The organism is Streptomyces sp. NRRL F-5650 (genome assembly GCF_000721365.1).
GTDB classification, from domain to species: domain Bacteria; phylum Actinomycetota; class Actinomycetes; order Streptomycetales; family Streptomycetaceae; genus Streptomyces; species Streptomyces ardesiacus.
This window is the reverse complement of sequence record NZ_JOGV01000016.1, coordinates 267,760-287,301: the sequence shown is the minus strand read 5'-3', so window position 1 is coordinate 287,301 and position 19,542 is coordinate 267,760. Positions and strand designations below refer to the sequence as shown.

Annotated in this window: 21 protein-coding genes; 19 read left to right on the top strand and 2 right to left on the bottom strand. The window is 70.0% G+C overall.

Annotation, left to right across the window (positions count from 1 at the left end):
- The 3 genes from IG88_RS0117705 to IG88_RS0117695 all read left to right on the top strand — a co-directional run.
- A partial coding sequence (locus IG88_RS0117705) for a site-2 protease family protein (RefSeq protein ID WP_234332177.1) occupies window positions 1–1,303 on the top strand: 1,303 nt, incomplete at its 5' end.
- 58 nt (window positions 1,304–1,361) lie between these two features.
- The gene (locus IG88_RS0117700) at window positions 1,362–2,264 is read left to right on the top strand and encodes a tRNA (adenine-N1)-methyltransferase (protein ID WP_031041627.1); all 903 of its coding nucleotides are present in this window, start codon (window positions 1,362–1,364) and stop codon (window positions 2,262–2,264) included.
- 218 nt (window positions 2,265–2,482) lie between these two features.
- Entirely contained in the window at window positions 2,483–3,073 is a 591-nt protein-coding gene (locus IG88_RS0117695; RefSeq protein ID WP_031041624.1) for a hypothetical protein, read from the top strand.
- A gap of 74 nt (window positions 3,074–3,147) precedes the next feature.
- Here IG88_RS0117695 and IG88_RS0117690 read toward each other — a convergent pair whose 3' ends face one another.
- Window positions 3,148–3,453 carry a ferredoxin gene (locus IG88_RS0117690; protein WP_030404679.1) on the bottom strand — a complete coding sequence of 102 codons (306 nt, stop codon included), beginning with the start codon at window positions 3,451–3,453 and terminating at the stop codon, window positions 3,148–3,150.
- A 245-nt stretch (window positions 3,454–3,698) separates the two neighbouring features.
- Here IG88_RS0117690 and arc point away from each other — a divergent pair, with 245 nt between their 5' ends.
- The 6 genes from arc (at window position 3,699) to prcA (ending at window position 9,899) form a co-directional block, all read left to right on the top strand.
- A complete protein-coding gene (arc, locus tag IG88_RS0117685; protein WP_030404680.1) occupies window positions 3,699–5,465 on the top strand; it encodes a proteasome ATPase in 1,767 nt (588 codons plus the stop codon).
- A 234-nt stretch (window positions 5,466–5,699) separates the two neighbouring features.
- Entirely contained in the window at window positions 5,700–7,211 is a 1,512-nt protein-coding gene (gene dop, locus IG88_RS0117680; RefSeq protein WP_420712088.1) for a depupylase/deamidase Dop, read from the top strand.
- Window positions 7,212–7,389: 178 nt separating this feature from the next.
- Entirely contained in the window at window positions 7,390–7,608 is a 219-nt protein-coding gene (locus tag IG88_RS0117675) for a ubiquitin-like protein Pup (RefSeq protein WP_030404682.1), read from the top strand.
- Between the two features lie 27 nt (window positions 7,609–7,635).
- A complete protein-coding gene (locus IG88_RS0117670) occupies window positions 7,636–8,265 on the top strand; it encodes an endonuclease VII domain-containing protein (protein WP_031041619.1) in 630 nt (209 codons plus the stop codon).
- Entirely contained in the window at window positions 8,217–9,062 is an 846-nt protein-coding gene (prcB, locus tag IG88_RS0117665) for a proteasome subunit beta (protein ID WP_031041617.1), read from the top strand. Before IG88_RS0117670 ends, prcB begins: the two co-directional genes overlap by 49 nt.
- 60 nt (window positions 9,063–9,122) lie before the next feature.
- A complete protein-coding gene (prcA, locus tag IG88_RS0117660; protein WP_031041614.1) occupies window positions 9,123–9,899 on the top strand; it encodes a proteasome subunit alpha in 777 nt (258 codons plus the stop codon).
- Between the two features lie 9 nt (window positions 9,900–9,908).
- Here the strand turns inward: prcA and IG88_RS0117655 are convergent, their stop codons facing one another.
- Window positions 9,909–10,919 (bottom strand): LacI family DNA-binding transcriptional regulator, encoded by a 1,011-nt coding sequence (locus IG88_RS0117655; RefSeq protein WP_031041611.1) that lies wholly within the window; start codon window positions 10,917–10,919, stop codon window positions 9,909–9,911.
- 104 nt (window positions 10,920–11,023) lie between these two features.
- Here IG88_RS0117655 and IG88_RS0117650 point away from each other — a divergent pair, with 104 nt between their 5' ends.
- From IG88_RS0117650 to tatC, 10 genes are all read left to right on the top strand, one after another.
- The gene (locus IG88_RS0117650; RefSeq protein WP_031041607.1) at window positions 11,024–12,283 is read left to right on the top strand and encodes an MFS transporter; all 1,260 of its coding nucleotides are present in this window, start codon (window positions 11,024–11,026) and stop codon (window positions 12,281–12,283) included.
- Window positions 12,284–12,292: 9 nt separating this feature from the next.
- Complete coding sequence (gene pafA, locus IG88_RS0117645) at window positions 12,293–13,654, top strand: Pup--protein ligase (RefSeq protein WP_030404688.1); 1,362 nt, start codon at window positions 12,293–12,295, stop codon at window positions 13,652–13,654.
- A gap of 152 nt (window positions 13,655–13,806) precedes the next feature.
- Window positions 13,807–14,808 (top strand): FKBP-type peptidyl-prolyl cis-trans isomerase, encoded by a 1,002-nt coding sequence (locus tag IG88_RS0117640; RefSeq protein WP_031041604.1) that lies wholly within the window; start codon window positions 13,807–13,809, stop codon window positions 14,806–14,808.
- Window positions 14,809–14,868: 60 nt separating this feature from the next.
- Window positions 14,869–15,240, top strand: a complete 372-nt coding sequence (locus IG88_RS0117635) for an FKBP-type peptidyl-prolyl cis-trans isomerase (RefSeq protein WP_031041600.1) — start codon at window positions 14,869–14,871, stop codon at window positions 15,238–15,240.
- 137 nt (window positions 15,241–15,377) lie between these two features.
- Window positions 15,378–16,331 carry a helix-turn-helix transcriptional regulator gene (locus IG88_RS0117630; protein WP_031041596.1) on the top strand — a complete coding sequence of 318 codons (954 nt, stop codon included), beginning with the start codon at window positions 15,378–15,380 and terminating at the stop codon, window positions 16,329–16,331.
- Between the two features lie 18 nt (window positions 16,332–16,349).
- On the top strand, window positions 16,350–17,393 hold the full coding sequence (locus IG88_RS0117625) for a helix-turn-helix transcriptional regulator (protein ID WP_063760622.1): 1,044 nt from the start codon (window positions 16,350–16,352) through the stop codon (window positions 17,391–17,393).
- A 119-nt stretch (window positions 17,394–17,512) separates the two neighbouring features.
- The gene (locus IG88_RS0117620) at window positions 17,513–17,773 is read left to right on the top strand and encodes a hypothetical protein (protein WP_030404693.1); all 261 of its coding nucleotides are present in this window, start codon (window positions 17,513–17,515) and stop codon (window positions 17,771–17,773) included.
- 10 nt (window positions 17,774–17,783) lie between these two features.
- A complete protein-coding gene (locus IG88_RS0117615; protein WP_030404694.1) occupies window positions 17,784–17,978 on the top strand; it encodes a hypothetical protein in 195 nt (64 codons plus the stop codon).
- A 278-nt stretch (window positions 17,979–18,256) separates the two neighbouring features.
- Window positions 18,257–18,544: a Sec-independent protein translocase subunit TatA gene (gene tatA / locus IG88_RS0117610; protein WP_030404695.1), complete on the top strand. Its 288-nt coding sequence runs from the start codon at window positions 18,257–18,259 to the stop codon at window positions 18,542–18,544.
- 47 nt (window positions 18,545–18,591) lie between these two features.
- Window positions 18,592–19,542: a twin-arginine translocase subunit TatC gene (gene tatC, locus IG88_RS0117605; protein WP_031041590.1), complete on the top strand. Its 951-nt coding sequence runs from the start codon at window positions 18,592–18,594 to the stop codon at window positions 19,540–19,542.

Sequence of the window (19,542 nt, the reverse complement as noted above, 5' to 3'; positions counted from 1 at the left end):
GCCCGGCACCTCGGGACAGCCGCCGAAACAACCCGCTCCCGAAGACGACACCCCCACCCGCCCCACGCCCGGCCAGGCCGGCAGCGGCACCCCCCACCGCTCCGAGGCCCACACCCCCGGCCCCGGCGGACCGGGACGGCCACCGCAGCGCCGGCCCGAACCCGGAGGCGGACTGCTCATGGGCCGCCCCTTCGGCGTACCCGTCTACGTCGCCCCGAGCTGGTTCCTCGTCGCCGCCCTCATCACCTGGGTCTTCGGCGGCCAGCTCGACCGCGTCCTGCCCGAGCTGGGCGCCGCCCGCTATCTCGTCTCCCTCTTCTTCGCCGTCGCCTTCTACGCCTCCGTCCTCGTCCACGAACTCGCCCACACCGTCGCCGCCCTCCGCTTCAAACTCCCCGTCCGCCGCATCCAGCTCCAGTTCTTCGGCGGCGTCTCCGAGATCGAGAAGGAAGCCGAGACACCCGGCCGCGAATTCGTCCTCGCCTTCGTCGGCCCCCTGCTCTCCCTCGTCCTCGCCGGCGTCTTCTACGCCGCCCTGCTGCCGGTCGAACCCGACAGCGTCCCCGGCGTCATCCTGGCCGGACTCATGGTCTCCAACCTCATCGTGGCCGTCTTCAACCTCCTGCCCGGCCTCCCCCTCGACGGCGGCCGCATGCTCCGCGCCGTCGTCTGGAAGATCACCGGCAAACCGATGAGCGGCACCGTCGCCGCCGCCTGGGTCGGCCGCGCCCTCGCCATCGCCGTACTGGTCGGCCTGCCGCTGGCCACCCAGTCCCTCGGCAGCAAGGCCGCCGACGACGTCGGCATGGACACCGTCATGGACGCCCTGCTCGCCGCCATCCTCGCCGCGATCATCTGGACCGGCGCCGGGAACAGCCTCCGCATGGCCCGCCTGCGCGAACACCTCCCCGAGCTGCGCGCCCGCGCCCTCACCCGGCGCGCCGTCCCCGTCCGGGCCGACACCCCCCTCTCCGAAGCCCTCCGCCGCGCCAACGCCTCCGGCGCCCGCGCCCTCGTCGTCGTCGACGCCGACGGCACCCCCGCCTCACTGGTCCGCGAGGCCGCCATCGTCGGCGTGCCCGAGCACCGCCGCCCCTGGGTCGCCGTCAGCACCCTCGCCCAGGACCTCACCGACGGCATGCGCGTCTCCGCCGAGCTCTCCGGCGAGGAACTCCTGGACGCCCTGCGCGCCAACCCCGCCACCGAATACCTCGTCGTCGAGGAGACCGGCGAGATCTACGGCGTCCTGTCCGCCGCCGACGTCGAGCGCGCCTTCGTCAAGGCCATGGCCCGGCCCTCCTGAGCGCAGCCCGCCCACAGCCGTGGTCGGCGGCCCCCGCCAGGACCGGTAGGCTGGTCACATGTCCGAACCGACCGGTGCCGCCCGCAGGCGCGGGCCCTTCAAGGTCGGGGACCAGGTTCAGCTGACCGACCCCAAGGGCCGCCACTACACGTTCACGCTCGAGGCCGGGAAGAACTTCCACACCCACAAGGGTTCCTTCCCCCACGACGAACTGATCGGTGCTCCCGAGGGCAGCGTCGTCCGCACCACCGGAAACGTCGCCTACCTCGCGCTGCGCCCCCTGCTCCCCGACTACGTCCTGTCCATGCCCCGCGGGGCAGCCGTCGTCTACCCGAAGGACGCGGGGCAGATCCTCGCCTTCGCCGACATCTTCCCCGGCGCACGCGTCGTCGAGGCCGGCGTGGGCTCCGGCTCCCTGAGCAGCTTCCTGCTGCGCGCCATCGGCGACCAGGGCATGCTGCACTCCTACGAGCGCCGCGAGGACTTCGCCGAGATCGCCCAGCAGAACGTGCAGCGCTACTTCGGCGGCCCGCACCCCGCCTGGCAGCTCACCGTCGGCGACCTCCAGGACAACCTGTCCGACACCGACGTCGACCGCGTCATCCTCGACATGCTCGCCCCCTGGGAATGCCTCGACGCCGTCTCCAAGGCCCTCGTGCCCGGCGGCATCCTGTGCTGCTACGTCGCCACCACGACCCAGCTCGCCCGGACCGTGGAGTCCATCCGCGAGATCGGCTGCTTCAACGAGCCGACCTCCTGGGAAACCATGATCCGCAACTGGCACGTGGAAGGTCTCGCCGTCCGCCCCGACCACCGGATGATCGGCCACACCGGCTTCCTCCTCACCGCCCGCCGCCTCGCCGACGGCGTCGAGCCGCCCATGCGCCGCCGCCGTCCCGCCAAGGGCGCCTACGGCGAGGACTACGACGGCCCCAACGCCGGCGGAGGCACCGGCCGCTGAAGCCGCCCCCGCACCGCGCACAACGCACCGACGCCGTGGTGGAGTTCCGGCAGCGTCCCGGAACTCCACCACGGCGTCGTCGTGTTGACCGCACCGGGCGCGCCGAGGCGACCCGCGGAAAACAGAACCAGTCCCCCCCCCGCCGTTCCCCCGCACTGTGACGTGTGGCACGATGCAGGCCACCCCCACCGGCACAGCCCTCACAGGAGACACTCCTCGTGCAGCACCCCGCCGTTCCGGACCTCTCGCACACGCACACCCGGCCCATCCACTGGGTCGCCACCGCCACGGCCCTCGCCGGCGTGGTCGCCCTCTCCTCGGTCCTGCAGCCCGACGCCGCGACAGCCGCCCAGACCGGCGGCCACACGACCGCGGCCGGACCCCGGAGCGGGCCCGCACACCTGGCGCCGCCCGACCCCGCCGCCGTTTCCTTCCCCCTGGAATGCGGCCCCGTCAAGGCCGTCGTACAGAAACAGGCCTCCGGCGACCTCGACGGAGACGGCCGCCCCGAGACCGTGGCCGTCGTGCACTGCGACGCCCCCATGGGCACCCCGCCCGACGGCGTGTACGTCGTCACCCGGAACGCCGACGACGGCAAGCCCCGCGTCGTGGCCACCCTCGTCGACCCCAAGGACCGCCGCACGGCCACCGCACTCGCGGTCCGCGACGGCGCCGTCCACGCCACGCTCCTCGGCTACTCCTCGGCCGACGTGCCCAGTTGCTGCCCCGACGTCACCGACGACGTGAAGTGGCGGTGGAAGGACGGCGCGTTCGTCAGCGACACGCCCTCACAGGCACGCACCGTCTGACCGGTGCTCCCGGGACGAACGGTGTGACACACCAGACGATCGTCACGGAGCGTGCACATCACGTTACGATTCGGTCACTCCGCGTCCGGGCCGTAGACCTCGGTCCTGTCCGAAACGCGGCGCACGTGGATGCACTCGCCCGGACACTCCTTCGCCGAATCCACCACATCCGTGAGAAGCGGCAACGGCACGGGCGTTGTCGCCCCGGGTGCCTGCAGCAGTTCGTCGCCCGCGCCCTTCACATAGGCCAGACCGTCGATGTCCAGCTCGAACACCTCGGGCGCGTACTGGGCGCAGATACCGTCACCGGTACACAGGTCCTGGTCGATCCAGACCTCCAGAGCCTCGCCGTCGACAACGGCCTCCTGCTGCACGCTCATCTCTCCTGCCGTTTCCTGCGTCGAGCCCTTCGGGAATCCGGCCAGCTCTGACGGGTGTTGAACACTTCGACCCTACCCCCGCCGGGGTTCCCTCCACGTTCCGTGGGTATTCCCCTGGCGTGAGGGAGAGCGCAAGGGTGAAGATCGGACACACCCCGACAGTCTTTGTGATCTAGGGGTTTCAATCGACACCCACCCAGGTAGGGTCTGGAAGCGTCCAGCTCCCCTTGGAGGAGGTGAGGACCGTGGCAGCCCACGACGACGACATGAACCGCGGCATCCGCCCGGGACGCGGGTCCGAGGACCCGGCCGGGCAGGTGGCCTACCTTGAGCAGGAGATCGCCGTCCTGCGACGCAAGCTCGCCGAATCTCCGCGACACACGAGAATTCTCGAAGAGCGGATCGTCGAACTGCAGACCAACCTCGCCGGCGTGTCCGCCCAGAACGAGCGACTCGCCGGCACCCTCCGTGAGGCCCGCGACCAGATCGTGGCCCTCAAGGAGGAAGTCGACCGGCTGGCCCAGCCGCCGGCCGGCTTCGGCGTCTTCCTGCAGGCGAACGAGGACGGCACCGCCGACATCTTCACCGGCGGCCGCAAACTGCGGGTGAACGTCAGCCCGAGCGTCGAGCTCGACGAGCTCCGACGCGGCCAGGAAGTGATGCTCAACGAAGCACTCAACGTGGTCGAGGCCATGGAGTTCGAGAGCATCGGCGACATCGTCACCCTCAAGGAGATCCTCGAGGACGGCGAGCGCGCCCTGGTCCTCGGCCACACCGACGAGGAAAGGGTGGTACGGCTCGCCGAGCCCCTGCGCGGCCTCACCATCCGCCCCGGCGACGCCCTCCTGCTCGAACCCCGCTCCGGCTACGTCTACGAGGTCGTCCCCAAGAGCGAGGTCGAAGAACTCGTCCTCGAAGAGGTCCCCGACATCGGCTACGAGCAGATCGGCGGCCTCGGCGGACAGATCGAGATGATCCGCGACGCGGTCGAGCTCCCCTATCTCTACCCCGACCTGTTCAAGGAGCACGAGCTGCGTCCCCCCAAGGGCGTCCTGCTCTACGGACCCCCCGGATGCGGCAAGACGCTCATCGCCAAGGCCGTCGCCAACTCGCTGGCCAAGAAGGTCGCCGAGGTCACCGGCCAGGCCGCCGGCAAGAGCTTCTTCCTCAACATCAAGGGCCCCGAGCTCCTCAACAAGTACGTCGGCGAGACCGAGCGGCAGATCCGCCTCGTCTTCCAGCGGGCCCGCGAGAAGGCCAGCGAGGGCACTCCCGTCATCGTCTTCTTCGACGAGATGGAATCCCTCTTCCGTACGCGCGGCTCCGGCGTCAGCTCGGACGTGGAGAACACCATCGTCCCCCAGCTCCTCGCCGAGATCGACGGCGTGGAAGGCCTGCAGAACGTGGTCGTCATCGGCGCCTCCAACCGCGAGGACATGATCGACCCCGCCATCCTCAGGCCCGGCCGGCTCGACGTGAAGATCAAGATCGAACGTCCCGACGCCGAAGCGGCCAAGGACATCTTCGGCAAGTACCTCACCGAACGCCTTCCCCTCCACTCCGACGACCTCGCGGAGCACGAGAAGGACAAGGCGGCCACCGTCCAGAGCATGATCCAGACGGCGGTGGAACAGATGTACGCCGAATCCGAGGAGAACCGCTTCCTGGAGGTCACCTACGCCAACGGCGACAAGGAAGTCCTCTACTTCAAGGACTTCAATTCCGGCGCCATGATCGAGAACATCGTGGGCCGCGCCAAGAAAATGGCGATCAAGGACTTCCTCGACAAGAACCAGAAGGGCCTTCGCGTCTCCCACCTCCTCCAGGCATGCGTGGACGAGTTCAAGGAGAACGAGGACCTGCCCAACACCACCAACCCGGACGACTGGGCCCGCATCTCCGGAAAGAAGGGCGAGCGGATCGTGTACATCCGTACGCTCGTCACCGGAAAGCAGGGCGCGGACACCGGACGCTCCATCGACACGGTGGCGAACACCGGTCAGTACCTGTAAAACGCGGGGCGGCTGCGGGTGCCCTCACCGGGTACCCGCAGCCGACTGTTTTCCGGAGGCCCCCGGCTGGAGCAAGGCAATGACGCAAATGATCTCCCCGCCGGCGCAAAGGCGTTCTAGGCTCTTCCTTACCGCCGAGTCGCGCAGCGCGGGGACGGGCACCGCACACGCATCGGAGCGCCAGCGGTACTTGAGCGTCGCCCACTACGGGCGCCGCCGGGCAAGGAGGGCCGCATGACCGTACGGCGAGTAATGGGCATCGAGACGGAGTACGGAATCTCCGTCCCCGGCCACCCGAACGCCAATGCCATGCTCACCTCGTCCCAGATCGTCAACGCCTACGCGGCGGCGATGCACCGGGCCCGCCGGGCCCGCTGGGACTTCGAGGAGGAGAACCCGCTGCGGGACGCCCGAGGCTTCGACCTCGCCCGCGAGGCCGCCGACTCCAGCCAGCTCACCGACGAGGACATCGGCCTCGCCAACGTCATCCTCACCAACGGGGCACGGCTCTACGTCGACCACGCCCACCCCGAATACAGCGCTCCGGAAGTCACCAACCCCCGCGACGCCGTCCTGTGGGACAAGGCCGGCGAACGCATCATGGCCGAGGCCGCCGAACGAGCCGCAGCACTGCCCGGCGCCCAGCCCATCCACCTCTACAAGAACAACACCGACAACAAGGGCGCCTCCTACGGCACGCACGAGAACTACCTGATGAAGCGGGAAACCGCCTTCTCCGACATCGTGCGCCACCTGACGCCCTTCTTCGTCTCCCGCCAGGTCTTCACCGGCGCCGGCCGCGTCGGCATCGGCCAGGACGGCCACGAACACGGCTTCCAGCTCAGCCAGCGCGCCGACTACTTCGAGGTGGAAGTCGGCCTGGAGACGACGCTCAAGCGCCCCATCATCAACACCCGCGACGAACCGCACGCCGACGCCGAGAAGTGGCGCCGCCTGCACGTGATCATCGGCGACGCGAACCTGTCGGAGATCTCGACGTACCTTAAGCTGGGCACGACGGCCCTGGTCCTGTCCATGATCGAGGACGGCTTCATCGCCGTCGACCTCGCCGTCGACCAGCCCGTACGCACCCTCCACCAGGTCTCGCACGACCCGACGCTCAAGCACCTGGTCACCCTGCGCAGCGGCCGCACACTGACCGCCGTACAGCTCCAGATGGAGTACTACGAGCTGGCCCGCAAGTACGTCGAGGAACGGTACGGCGCGGACGCCGACGACCAGACCAAGGACGTCCTCGGCCGCTGGGAGGACACCCTCAACCGGCTCGAGAACGACCCCATGAGCCTCGCCGGCGAACTGGACTGGGTCGCCAAGCGGGAGCTGATGGAGGGCTACCGCCGCCGCGACAACGTCGACTGGGACGCCCCCCGGCTGCACCTCGTCGACCTCCAGTACGCCGACGTACGGCCCGACAAGGGCCTCTACAACCGCCTCGTGGAGCGCGGCCGCATCAAGCGCCTGTTGGACGAGAACGAGGTCGAGCGGGCCCGTACGAAGCCCCCGGAGGACACCCGCGCCTACTTCCGCGGACGCTGCCTGGAGCAGTACGCGGACGACGTCGCGGCGGCCTCCTGGGACTCGGTGATCTTCGATCTGCCGGGACGGGACTCGCTCCAGCGGGTCCCAACCCTGGAACCGCTTCGCGGAACGCGTAATCACGTCAAGGAGCTCCTGGACCGCTGCCGCACCGCGGACGACCTGGTCAGGGTCCTGTCCGGCGGGTGAGGAACCCGAGCGGGTACCGGGGAGTAGACAGCCGGACGGGGTGGAATATCCCAGGTCCGGGAACCATGGAGATGGTCTCCGTACGTTGGAGGAAGTGCGGGGCCGATGTCGGACCGGACTTGTAGGGTCTGATCTTGACCGAGCAACTGTGTCGGGCGAACCGAGCGGGGTGAGGGTTATGGCGACCAAGGACACCAGCGGCGGGCAGCAGAAGGCCACGCGGTCCACCGAGGAGGTCGAGGAGCAGGCGCAGGACGCGCAGACCTCGGAGGACCTCAAGGAGCGTCAGGAGAAGCTGAACGACGACGTGGACTCGGTCCTGGACGAGATCGACGACGTACTCGAGGAAAATGCCGAGGATTTCGTGCGAAGCTTCGTGCAAAAGGGTGGCCAGTAAAGGCTTCGAGGCCGCTTTCCCTTTGAAATGACGGCAACGGGGGGTTTCGGGGTGGTTGGGTCATCGGGCGAGAAGCAGTGCACAGGCTGCAAGCGGAATCTGCCCGTGTCCGAGTTCGCCCGGGACAAGAACCGTAGTGACGGGCTGCAAGTCCGGTGTCGGGAGTGCGTGGCGAGATACAGCGCCGCGCACTACCGGCGCCGCCGTGAGGCCATGGGGCTGACCGTCCGGGAGAAAGCCGACGTCCCAGCGGGGCACAAGCTCTGTCGGACCTGCGGCGAAGTCAAGCCGCACAGCCAGTGGCACCGCAACGCGACCGCCTCGGACGGCCTGGCGACCCGCTGCAAGGCATGCCGGGCCGTCCAGGGGCGGGAAGGGCATCTGAGGCGCCACTATGGCCTGACCGAGGCCGAGCGTGACCAGTTGATCGCCGACCAGGCCGGCGTCTGCTGCATATGTCTTGCCGCTCCCGCCGCACATGTGGATCACTGCCACGAGACGGGTAGGGTCCGTGGCGTACTGTGCTTCAGCTGCAACGCTGCGCTGGGGCAGTTCAAGGATCGGCCCGATGCCATAAGGCGGGCTGCCGCTTACGTGGAGGGAATCGCGTGGAAGCCAACACTCGTAGCACCGGGCGTCTACCGGCTGCCTTCCTGACGCCCGGGTCCTCCTCCTTCATGGACTTCCTCGGCGCGCACCAGCCGGAGATGCTTCCGGGCAACCGGCAGCTCCCGCCGGTGCAGGGCGTCGTCGAGGCGCCGCACGGTACGACGATCGTGGCGGTCACGTTCCCCGGCGGTGTCGTCCTCGCCGGTGACCGGCGGGCCACGATGGGCAACATGATCGCCCAGCGGGACATCGAGAAGGTCTTCCCGGCCGACGAGTACTCCGCGGTGGGCATCGCCGGTACGGCGGGGCTGGCCGTGGAGATGGTGAAGCTGTTCCAGCTTGAGCTGGAGCACTTCGAGAAGGTCGAGGGCGCGCAGCTCTCCCTGGAGGGCAAGGCGAACCGCCTGTCGACGATGATCCGGTCCAATCTGGGCATGGCGATGCAGGGGCTGGCCGTGGTGCCGCTGTTCGCCGGGTACGACGTGGACCGGGGCAGGGGCCGCATCTTCTCGTACGACGTGACGGGCGGCCGTTCCGAGGAGCGGAACTACGCGACCACGGGGTCGGGCTCGGTCTTCGCGCGCGGTGCGATGAAGAAGCTGTTCCGTGACGACCTGACCGAGGAGCAGGCCACGACGCTCGTGGTGCAGGCGTTGTACGACGCGGCTGACGACGACTCGGCGACCGGCGGTCCCGATGTCGCCCGCCGGATCTATCCGATCATCACTGTGATCACCGAGGACGGTTTCCGCCGGCTCGGTGAGGAGGAGTCCGCGGAGCTGGCGGGTTCGGTGCTGCAGGCCCGGCTCGAGCAGCCCGACGGTCCCCGGGCCGCGCTGCTGTAGCGGGCGCGGTCTTCGTTGTCAGGTGGTCCAGTGATTTCGACAGGAAGGGACGGATAACCGGTGTCGACGCCGTTCTATGTATCTCCTCAGCAGGCGATGGCGGACCGGGCGGAGTACGCCCGCAAGGGCATCGCGCGGGGCCGCAGCCTGGTGGTGCTGCAGTATGCCGACGGCATCGTGTTCGTCGGTGAGAATCCGTCCCGTGCGCTGCACAAGTTCAGCGAGATCTACGACCGGATCGGCTTCGCGGCCGCCGGCAAGTACAACGAGTACGAGAACCTGCGGATCGGCGGGGTGCGCTACGCCGACCTGCGGGGTTACACGTACGACCGGGACGACGTGACGGCGCGGGGCCTGGCGAACGTGTACGCCCAGACGCTGGGCACGATCTTCTCCAGTCAGGCCGAGAAGCCGTACGAGGTGGAGCTGGTCGTCGCGGAGGTCGGTGACAGCCCGGAGAACGATCAGATCTACCGGTTGCCGCACGACGGTTCGATCGTGGACGAGCACGGCTCGGTCGCGGTCGGGGGCAACGCGGAGCAGATCAGTGGGTATCTGGACCAGCGGCACCGGGACGGGATGACGCTGGCCGAGGCGCTGAAGCTGGCGGTGCAGGCGCTGTCCCGCGACACCAACGGGAGTGAGCGGGAGATTCCGGCGGAGCGGCTGGAGGTCGCCGTGCTGGACCGGACCCGTCCGCAGCAGCGCAAGTTCAAGCGGATCGTGGGCGCGCAACTGTCGCGGCTGCTGGAGTCGGGGGCGGGTGCGGTCGCCGACACCGCCGAGCCGTCCGCGGCGGACGAGGCGGACACCGGCTCCGGGTCGGACGAGGAGTAGGCGCTCGTCTCAACGAGGCGGGGCCGTGGAGCCCCGTACCACCAGGCTGACCGGCAGGTCCCCCTCTTCGGGGGGCCTGCCTTCCAGTACCGCCAGCAGGGCGCGCATGCCGCGTTCGCCGAAGGCTTCCGCGTCGAGGCGGACGGTGGTGAGTTCGGGGTCGATGGCGGTGGCGAGGCCGAGGTCGTCGAGGCCGGTGACGGAGAGGTCGTCGGGGACGCGGAGTCCGGCCCGGCGGATGGCCTTGTAGGCGCCGGCCGCGAGTTTGTCGTCGTCGCAGACCAGTGCGGTGGGCCGGGGGCCGGGCGCGGCGAGGGCGGCCTCGGTGGCGGTCAGGGCGCCCTCGATGGAGATGGGGGCGTGGACGGTGCGCAGTTCGGTGCCGGGGACGTCGGTGAGCCGTGCGGCGAGTTCGCGGGCGCGTACGTCGAAGGTCCAGGAGGGGACGTCCGCGGCGAGGTGGAGGAAGCTGCGGTGGCCGAGGGAGAGCAGGTGTTCGGCGACCTGGCGGATGCCGTCGGCGATGTCGAGGTTGACCGTGGCGGCGCCCAGGCTGCCGTCGGGGTCGCTGTCGAGCATGACGAGGGGGAGCTGGTCGCCGCGGATGGCGGTGAGGGCGTCGGCGGCCATGGAGGAGGCGATGACGCCGTCGAGTGCGGCCTGTGCGGAGGCGAAGGGGTCCCGGGCGGGGCCGACGCCTTCGGGTGAGGGGTAGAGGACGACGCCGAAGCCGTGTGCGGCGGCGACTCGTGCCGCGCCGGTGTAGACCTCGGCGAAGAACTCCGTGGTGAGCGCGGGGACGACGAGCAGGACGGTGCGGGTGCGGCCGAGGCGGAGGTTGCGGGCGGCGAGGTTGGGGCGGTAGCCGAGTTCGGACGCGGCTTCGCGGACGCGTCGGGCCGTGGGTTCGGAGACCCTGCCGCGCCATTTGTCGCCGAGGACCAGGGAGACGGCTGCCTGGGAGACGCCGGCGGCCCGGGCGACGTCCCGGCTTGTGGGGCGGGTGCTGCCTCGTGCCACCGTTCGCCTGCGCTTTCGTCTGGACTGCTGAACAGGCGACATGGTACGTATGGCTGCGGACGTTATACGTAACACTTGCATGAGTGGGGACAGGGAGGCGGGTCGTGGTCGCCGGTTATCTGGGCATTCTCCGGGCGCGGCATGCCGTACGGCTGCTCGCGGGCACGCTGGTCGGGCGGTTGCCCAACGCGACCGCGGCGATCGCGATCGTGCTGTTCGTGCGGGCCGAGGGCGGTTCGTACAGCCTCGCGGGGGCGCTGGCGGCCGTGTACGGCGTCGCGAACGCCGTGGGGCAGCCGGTGCTGGGCCGGCTGGTGGACCTGCACGGGCAGCCGCGGGTGCAGTTGCCGGCCGCGGTGCTGTCGGCGCTGGCGATGGCGGCGTTCGCCTTCGCGGGCACGGGGACGGCCGTGCTGGCCTACGCGTCCGTGGGCGCCGCGGGGCTGTTCACGCCGCCGTTGGAGGGCGGGCTGCGGGCGTTGTGGCCGAGTGTGCTGGGCGAGGAGGACCAGGTGCACACGGCGTACGCGATGGACGCCGTGGCGCAGGAGGTCATGTTCACCGTGGGGCCGCTGCTGGTGACGGTGTGCGTGTCGCTGTGGTCGCCGCAGGCGGCCCTGCTGGTGCTGAACGGTCTCGGTGTGCTGGGCGCGCTGTCGGTGGTGGTGTCGCCGCCCTCGCGCGCGTGGCGGTCGGCGCCGCGGGAGGCGCACTGGCTGGGGGCGTTGCGTTCGGGCGGGCTGCTGGCGCTGCTGGGGGCCTTCCTGTTCGTCGGGATGGCGCTCGGGTCGATCACGGTGGCCTCGGTGCCGTACGCCGACGAGCACGGCGGCGACGCCGTGTACGGCTGGCTGATGGCGGCGCTGGGGCTGGGAGCGCTGGCCGGGGGAGTGGTGTACGGGGCGCGGCGGTGGGCGGGTGAGCCGGCGCGGCGGCTGCGGGTGCTGGTGGCGTTGCTGGCGGTGTGTTACCTGCCGTTGATGCTGATGCCCGGCGCAGTGGCGATGGTGCTGCTGACGGTGGTGGCGGGGGTGTTCCTGGCGCCGTGCATCGCGTGTGCGTTCGTGCTCGTCGACGTGCACGCGCCGCGTGGGACGGTGACGGAGGCGTTCTCGTGGCTGGTGACGACGTTCACGGTGGGCGCCTCGGTGGGTACGGGCCTCGCGGGGCCGGTCGTGGAGCACGGCGGGGCGCTGTGGGGGTTCGCGGTGCCGGGGGCTGCGGGGTGCGTCTCGTTGCTGGTGCTGGCGTGCACGGGGCGGGTCCTCGCAGCTCCCGCGCGGGATGCGGTGGTTGCGGCTTCATCGGAAAATGATCCAAACCGTGCCGTCGAACCCCGTTTCAGTTCGGGTCATCAGGCGTAATGTTCAGTCATGGACCGCCGCATTTTCGGGCTGGAGAACGAGTACGGCGTCACGTGCACGTTCAGGGGACAGCGCCGCCTGTCGCCTGACGAGGTGGCGCGGTACCTCTTCCGCCGTGTCGTGTCATGGGGCCGCAGCAGCAACGTCTTTCTGCGCAATGGCGCCCGCCTGTATCTCGACGTGGGATCACATCCGGAATACGCGACACCCGAGTGTGACAACGTGACCGAACTCGTCACCCACGACAAGGCGGGCGAGCGCATTCTCGAAGGACTCCTGGTGGACGCCGAACGACGCCTGCACGAGGAGGGAATCGCGGGCGACGTCTACCTCTTCAAGAACAACACCGACTCCGCGGGCAACTCGTACGGCTGTCACGAGAATTACCTCGTGGCCCGGCACGGCGAGTTTTCGCGGCTGGCGGACATCCTGATTCCGTTCCTGGTGACAAGGCAGTTGCTCTGCGGCGCCGGCAAGGTGCTGCAGACGCCGCGCGGTGCGGTGTACTGCGTCAGCCAGCGGGCCGAGCACATCTGGGAGGGCGTCTCCTCGGCGACGACCCGGTCCCGGCCGATCATCAACACGCGGGACGAGCCGCACGCCGACGCGGAGCGCTACCGGCGCCTGCACGTCATCGTGGGCGACTCGAACATGTCCGAGACGACGATGCTGCTCAAGGTCGGCGCCACCGACCTGGTACTGCGCATGATCGAGGCGGGCACGGTGATGCGGGACCTGACCCTGGAGAACCCGATCCGGGCGATCCGCGAGGTCAGCCACGACATCACCGGGCGGCGCAAGGTGCGCCTGGCCAGCGGCCGGGAGGCGTCCGCGCTGGAGGTGCAGCGGGAGTACTACGAGAAGGCCGTCGACTTCGTCGACCGCCGCGGCATCCGCACCGGCACGGTGGAGCGGGTGCTGGAGCTGTGGGGCCGCACGCTGGAGGCGATCGAGGCGGAGGACCTGGACCGCATCGACACCGAGATCGACTGGGTCATGAAGTACAAGCTCCTGGAGCGGTACCGGGCCAAGCACAACATGACCATGTCGCATCCCCGGGTCGCGCAGATAGACCTCGCCTACCACGACATCCACCGCCGTCGTGGTCTGTACTACCTGCTCGAGAGGAAGGGCCAGGCGGCCCGGGTCGCCAACGACCTGAAGATCTTCGAGGGCAAGTCCGTTCCGCCGCAGACCACTCGGGCCCGGCTGCGCGGCGACTTCATCCGGCGGGCCCAGGAGCAGCGCCGGGACTTCACGGTCGACTGGGTCCACCTCAAGCTCAACGACCAGGCGCAGCGCACCGTGTTGTGCAAGGACCCGTTCCGTTCGGTGGACGACCGGGTGGAGAAGCTGATCGCCGGGATGTGACCCCGCACGGGGTGAGAGCCGGGCTTTCCGCGCGACAGGGCGGAACGCCACACGGGCACCGTACGTTAGCCGTACGGTGCCCTTCTCACGCCGTAGAGTTGCGCGCACGCCAGCCATCAGGACCGACCCGATACCGATACGAGGCCCCCACCGTGCGCCGACGCTCACTCCTCATCGCCGTCCCCGCGGGACTGGTCACGCTCTCCGCCTGCGGTGACGACGACTCCGGCTCATCGAGCAACGCGAGCGACAGTGCGTCGCCGCAGGCGTCGGCCGGGTCCGCGCCGCCGCCGAAGATCGTCGACGGTCCGCTGCCGGCGATCACCGCGGGGACGAAGTTCGGCGAGAAGCCGACCGTGGCCAAGGGCAGCGGCGAGCCGTCCAAGGACGTCGCGGTCAAGACGGTCGTCGCGGGCGGCGGCAGGGCCGTCGCGGAGAACGACTTCATCGCGGCGGACTACCTGGGCCAGGTCTGGTCGAGCGCGAAGGTCTTCGACAACTCCTACGACCGCAAGACCCCGCTCGTCATCCAGCTCGCCCAGGGCAGCATCATCGACGGCTGGCGGTACGCGCTCACCGGCAAGAAGACCGGCAGCCGCGTCGAGTTCTCCGTGCCGCCCACGTGGGGGTACGGGAAGCAGGGCAACGAGCAGGCCGGCATCAAGGGTGACGACACGCTGGTGTTCGTGGTCGACATCAAGGACACCTTCAACGCCAGGAGCAGCGCCGACGGCAAGAAGGTCCCGCAGGACGACGCCGCGCTGCCGAAGGTGGGCACCAACACGGACGGCGCGGCGCCGTCCATCGAGGTGCCGAAGGCCGGCGCGCCGAAGAAGCTCGTCGCGCAGTACGTCCTGGAGGGCGACGGCGCCGAGGTGGGCGCCCAGGACAGTGTGCTCGTGCAGTACAAGGGCGTGCTGTGGGACGGCGGCAAGGAGTTCGACTCGACGTACGCCAGAAAGCAGCTCACGTCGTTCTCGCTGCAGCAGGTGGTCAAGGGCTGGGCGCAGGGCCTGACCGGCAAGAAGGTCGGCAGCCGCGTCCTCGTCGTCATCCCGCCGGACCTGGGGTACGGGGACAATCCGCCGCAGGGCAGCGACATCAAGAAGGACTCCACGCTGGTCTTCTCCGTGGACATCCTGGCGAAGATGTGACCTGCCGGGGATGCGAGACTTGGGCCGTTGCCTTTCCGCAGACAAGCAGGAGCTGAACACGTGAGCATCGACAAGCCCGAGGTCGACTTCCCGGAGGGGGAGCCCCCCGCGGACCTCGAGATCAAGGACATCTGGGAGGGCGACGGCCCGGTTGCCGAGGCCGGGCAGACCGTGACCGTCCACTACGTGGGCGTGACCTTCAGCACGGGCGAGGAGTTCGACGCGAGCTGGAACCGCGGTGCTCCCTTCCGCTTCCCGCTCGGTGGCGGCCGCGTCATCAAGGGCTGGGACCAGGGCGTGCAGGGCATGAAGGTCGGCGGCCGCCGCCGGCTGACCATCCCCCCGCACCTCGCCTACGGCGAGCAGAGCCCGACCCCGGCGATCCCGCCCGGCTCGACGCTGATCTTCGTGGTCGATCTGCTCGGAGTCTGAGCGCGGTCCGAACGGACGGCGGTCGGAGCCGGTCACCTGGGGCCCATGCCCGTCCGGGCGTGGGCCCTCGGCTTTTGCCGCGCCACCGCGGGACGGTACGGTCATCCGTCGTAAGCACCACAGGGAGAAGGGCGTCGATGGCCATTGCCAAGGCCGAGCGGCTGATGAACCTGGCGCTGTGTCTCCTCGGGACGCGGCGGCCACTCAGCAAGCGTGAGCTGCGCGAGTCGGTCGAGGCCTATCTCGAGGCGGGCTCCGACGACTCCTTCAACCGCATGTTCGAGCGCGACAAGGACGACCTGCGCGAACTGGGGCTGGTCATCGAGACCGTGGAGAGCCTCGACGGCGAGATCGGCTACCTGGCCCGCCGGGACAGCAACCGGCTGCCGCCCATCACCCTGGACGCGGAGGAGGCCGCCGCGCTGGGGCTGGCCGCGAAGGTGTGGCAGCAGGCCCGGCTCGCCGGTGCCGCGAGCGGCGCACTGCAGAAGCTGCGGGCGGCCGGGCTGCCCGAGGACGTCGACCCGTACGAGGCGCACGGTGCGCTGGAGCCCCGCATCCCGGTGCACGAGACGGCCTTCGAGCCGCTGATGCTGGCCTGCCGCGACCGCCGGCCCGTCGTCTTCGACTACCGCAAGGCGAACGCCGCCCAGCCCGAGTCCCGGCACGTGGAGCCGTGGGCGCTGGAGTGCTGGCGCGGCCACTGGTACTTGGCCGGATTCGACCGCGACCGCGGTGCCGAGCGGGTCTTCCGGCTGTCGCGGATCACGGGGAAGGTCCGCTCGCGCGGCGCGCGGTTCACCGCACCCGTGCCGGACGTCGTCACCGTGCGGGAGACGGTCGCGAGCTGGGCGGGGGAGAGCGCCGACCGGTCCGCGCTCATCCGGCTGCGCGCGGGCGCGGGGTACCCCCTGCGGGCGAAGGCCACCGGGGTGCGGGAACTCGGTGACGGCTGGGACGAGTTGGAGATTCCGTACGGGCACGGCCTGGACGCCTGGCTGGTGGAGTTCGGGCCGGACGTGGTGGTGCTGGAGCCCGCGGAGTTGCGCGCGGACGTGGTGGACCGGCTGCGTGCCGTCGCCAAGGGCTGAGGGGGAGCGGACAACACTGTGGCAGGCAAACCGGTCAGGCCCGTGAACGCCATCGACCAGACCCGGCGGATGCTGTCCCTGGTGACGTATCTGCGCGAGCGCCCCGGGGCCCGTGTCGAGGACGTGGCGCGCGCATTCGGGATCACCGAGGACGAGCTGGTCTCCGACCTCGACGTGCTGCCCATGTGCGGCACGAGCTTCCGCGGCGGCGACCTCCTCGACATCGACACCGACGGCGAGCGCATCTGGTGGCACAATCCCGCCGCGCTCGGCGCGGACGCCGCGGAGCCGCTGCGGCTGGCCGCGGACGAGGCGACCGCGCTGCTGGTCGCCGCCCGGGCCGTGGCGACCCTGCCCGGGCTGCGGGAGAGCGACCGGCAGGCGCTGCTGCGGGCGACGGCGAAGGTGGAGACCGCGGCCGGCGAGGCCGCCGGTGCCAGCTCGCGGCTGTCCGTCACCTTCGAGTCCGAGGGCGGTGTCTTCGCCGACGTCGACCGGGCCATCTCGGAGCGCCGCCGGCTGTGGATCCGCTACTACTCGCCGGCCCGCGACGAGGTCACCGAGCGGGAGATCGACCCCATCCGGCTGGTCAGCGTCGGGCACACGTACGTGGAGGCGTGGTGCCGCCGCTCCGAGGCACGGCGCACCTTCCGGCTGGACCGGGTGGCCGAGATCCGCATCCTGGACGAGCCGTCCGCGCCGCCGGAGGTGGAGCTGCGGGACCTGTCGGAGGGCCTGGTGCAGCCCGCCGCCGAGGATCCCGAGGTGGTCGTGGAGGTCGGCCCGGGCGGGCGCTGGGTGGCCGAGTACTACCCGCACGACAGCGCGGACGAACTCCCCGAGGGCGGGCTGCGCATCACCCTGCGCACGCCCGACCCGGCCTCGCTGCGGAGGCTTGCGCTGCGGCTGGGGCGCGACGGGCGGATCGTCTCCCCGTCCGCGCTCGCCGACAGCGCCCGGCAGGCCGCCCGTGAGGCGCTGGCCGCGTACGACGGGCCGGAGGCGACCGGGGCGGTCGGCGCGGTCGGTGCGCGGCACGACAGGCAGGAGCACGCACGGTGAGCAATCCCCTTGGACCTTCCGGACCTTCCGGACCGTCCGGGCCTTCCCGGCCGTCCGACTCTTCCGGGCCATCTCGACTTTCCGGACCTTCCGGTCCCTCCGGATCTGCCGGACCGGGGATGACGGCGGCGGTCGCGTTCGCCGGGATGAGACGTGTGTCACCGGTCGTCTTCAAGGCGGGCTGCCCGGAGTGCCGGGGCCGCTTCGAACTCGCCGCGAGCGCGCTGCGCCTGGCCATCGGCGCCACGAGCCGGACCACGTTCTACTCGTTCACCTGCCCCGAGTGCGGTTCGGCCGTGCGCAAGCCGGCGGGGGAGCGGGTCGTGGAGCTGCTCACCGGCGGCGGGGTCAGGACCCTCCGGCTGCACTCCACCGTCTAGTCTCGACCTCATGTTCTGGCCGATGTTCGCGGTTGCCGCGGGATTCCTGGGTCTTGCCGTCCTCGCGGTGTTCGCCGTGAAGGTGTTCGTGGAGGCGCAGCGCCTCGGCCGGCAGGTCTCGGACTCCGCCCGCCGGATCAGCCGGGCCGCGGAGGACCTGGAGCGGGCGACCGAGAGCGCGGCCCGTGCCGTGGACGCCTTGTGACCGTGTGAACCCGGCCGCGAGGCCCGGCCGGCGCCCCGAGGGACGGGTGTGAGTTATGTTTTGGGGCACTTCGCCCTGTCACCTCGCGGGTTTCGGGCGGTACGCTGCTGGTCGCGGCCAGGAAAACGAGGCCCGGTCGCGGACGGGAGTACGCACGGGGATTGCCTCGCGTTCACCCCTGAGCGTTACGATCGCTGCACAAGTCGATCGATCGGGCACATGTCCGGCCGGTCGGACAGCACCCCCACCCAGCCGCCTCGGTGAGAAGGTAAAGACTTATGTTCGGAAGGCTCGGCGCCCCCGAGATCATTCTCATCCTCGTCGTCATCATCCTGCTGTTCGGCGCGAAGAAGCTTCCGGACATGGCGCGCTCGCTCGGGAAGTCGGCGCGCATCCTCAAGAGCGAGGCCAAGGCGATGAAGAGCGAGGGCAAGACCGACGAGGCCGCCCCCGCCGACCCGCCGAACCCGGAGCAGTCCGCGGCGCAGCGCACCATCCAGGCCGCCCCCGGCGACGTGACCAGCTCGCGGCCGGTCACCGAGCCGACGGACACGACCAAGCGCTGACGCAGGGCCGGTGACCTCCGGCCCGCCGCACGAGATGGGAACGTGGGTTGCTGAAGTCTGCCCGCAACAAGGAGAAGGATCCCGAGGGGCGGATGCCTCTCGCGGAGCACCTTCGTGAGCTCCGCAACCGGCTTGCGAAGGCCGTGCTGGCCATCGTCGTCGTCACCGTGGTCGCCGCCTTCTTCTATCAGGAGATCATCAACGTCCTCACCGAACCGATCCTCAAGTCGGTCGGCTGTGACAAGTCGTTCGGTGAGCTGGCCAAGGCGAGCGCAGGCTCCGAACCCTGCGCGCAGATCACCATCAACGGTCTGCTCGGCCCCTTCACCCTGGCCCTGAAGGTCTCCCTGACGGCGGGAGTCGTGCTGGCCTCGCCGGTCTGGCTCTACCAGCTCTGGGCGTTCGTCGCCCCGGGCCTGCACAGGAACGAGAAGAAGTACGCCTACGCGTTCGTGGCCACCGGCGCCCCGCTCTTCCTCGTCGGCGCCTACTTCGCCTACGCGGTGCTGCCCACCTCCGCGAAGGTGCTGATCGAGTTCACCCCGAGCGACGTCGACAACCTGCTGCCGCTGGACGACCTGCTCGACCTCGTCACGCGCATGGTGCTCGTCTTCGGCCTCTCCTTCGAGCTGCCCCTGCTGCTGGTGATGCTCAACCTCACCGGCGTGCTGTCCGGCAAGCGGATGCTCGGCTGGTGGCGCGGGATGATCATGGGCATCACCGTGTTCGCCGCCGTCGCCACCCCCAGCACGGACCCCCTGACCATGCTCATGCTGGCCGGGCCGATCTGGGTCCTGTACTTCGGCGCGGTCACCATCGCGCTGCTGAACGACCGCCGCAAGAGCCGCCGCGAGGCCCTGGAACCCGACGACGACGAGGCCTCCGACCTGGACCTCACGCCCGAGGACATCGGTGAGATCGAGCCCGTGACCACCGCCCGCGCCCTGCCCGAGCAGGCCACGAAGGACCGGGTCAACGGGTACGACGACGTGACCTGA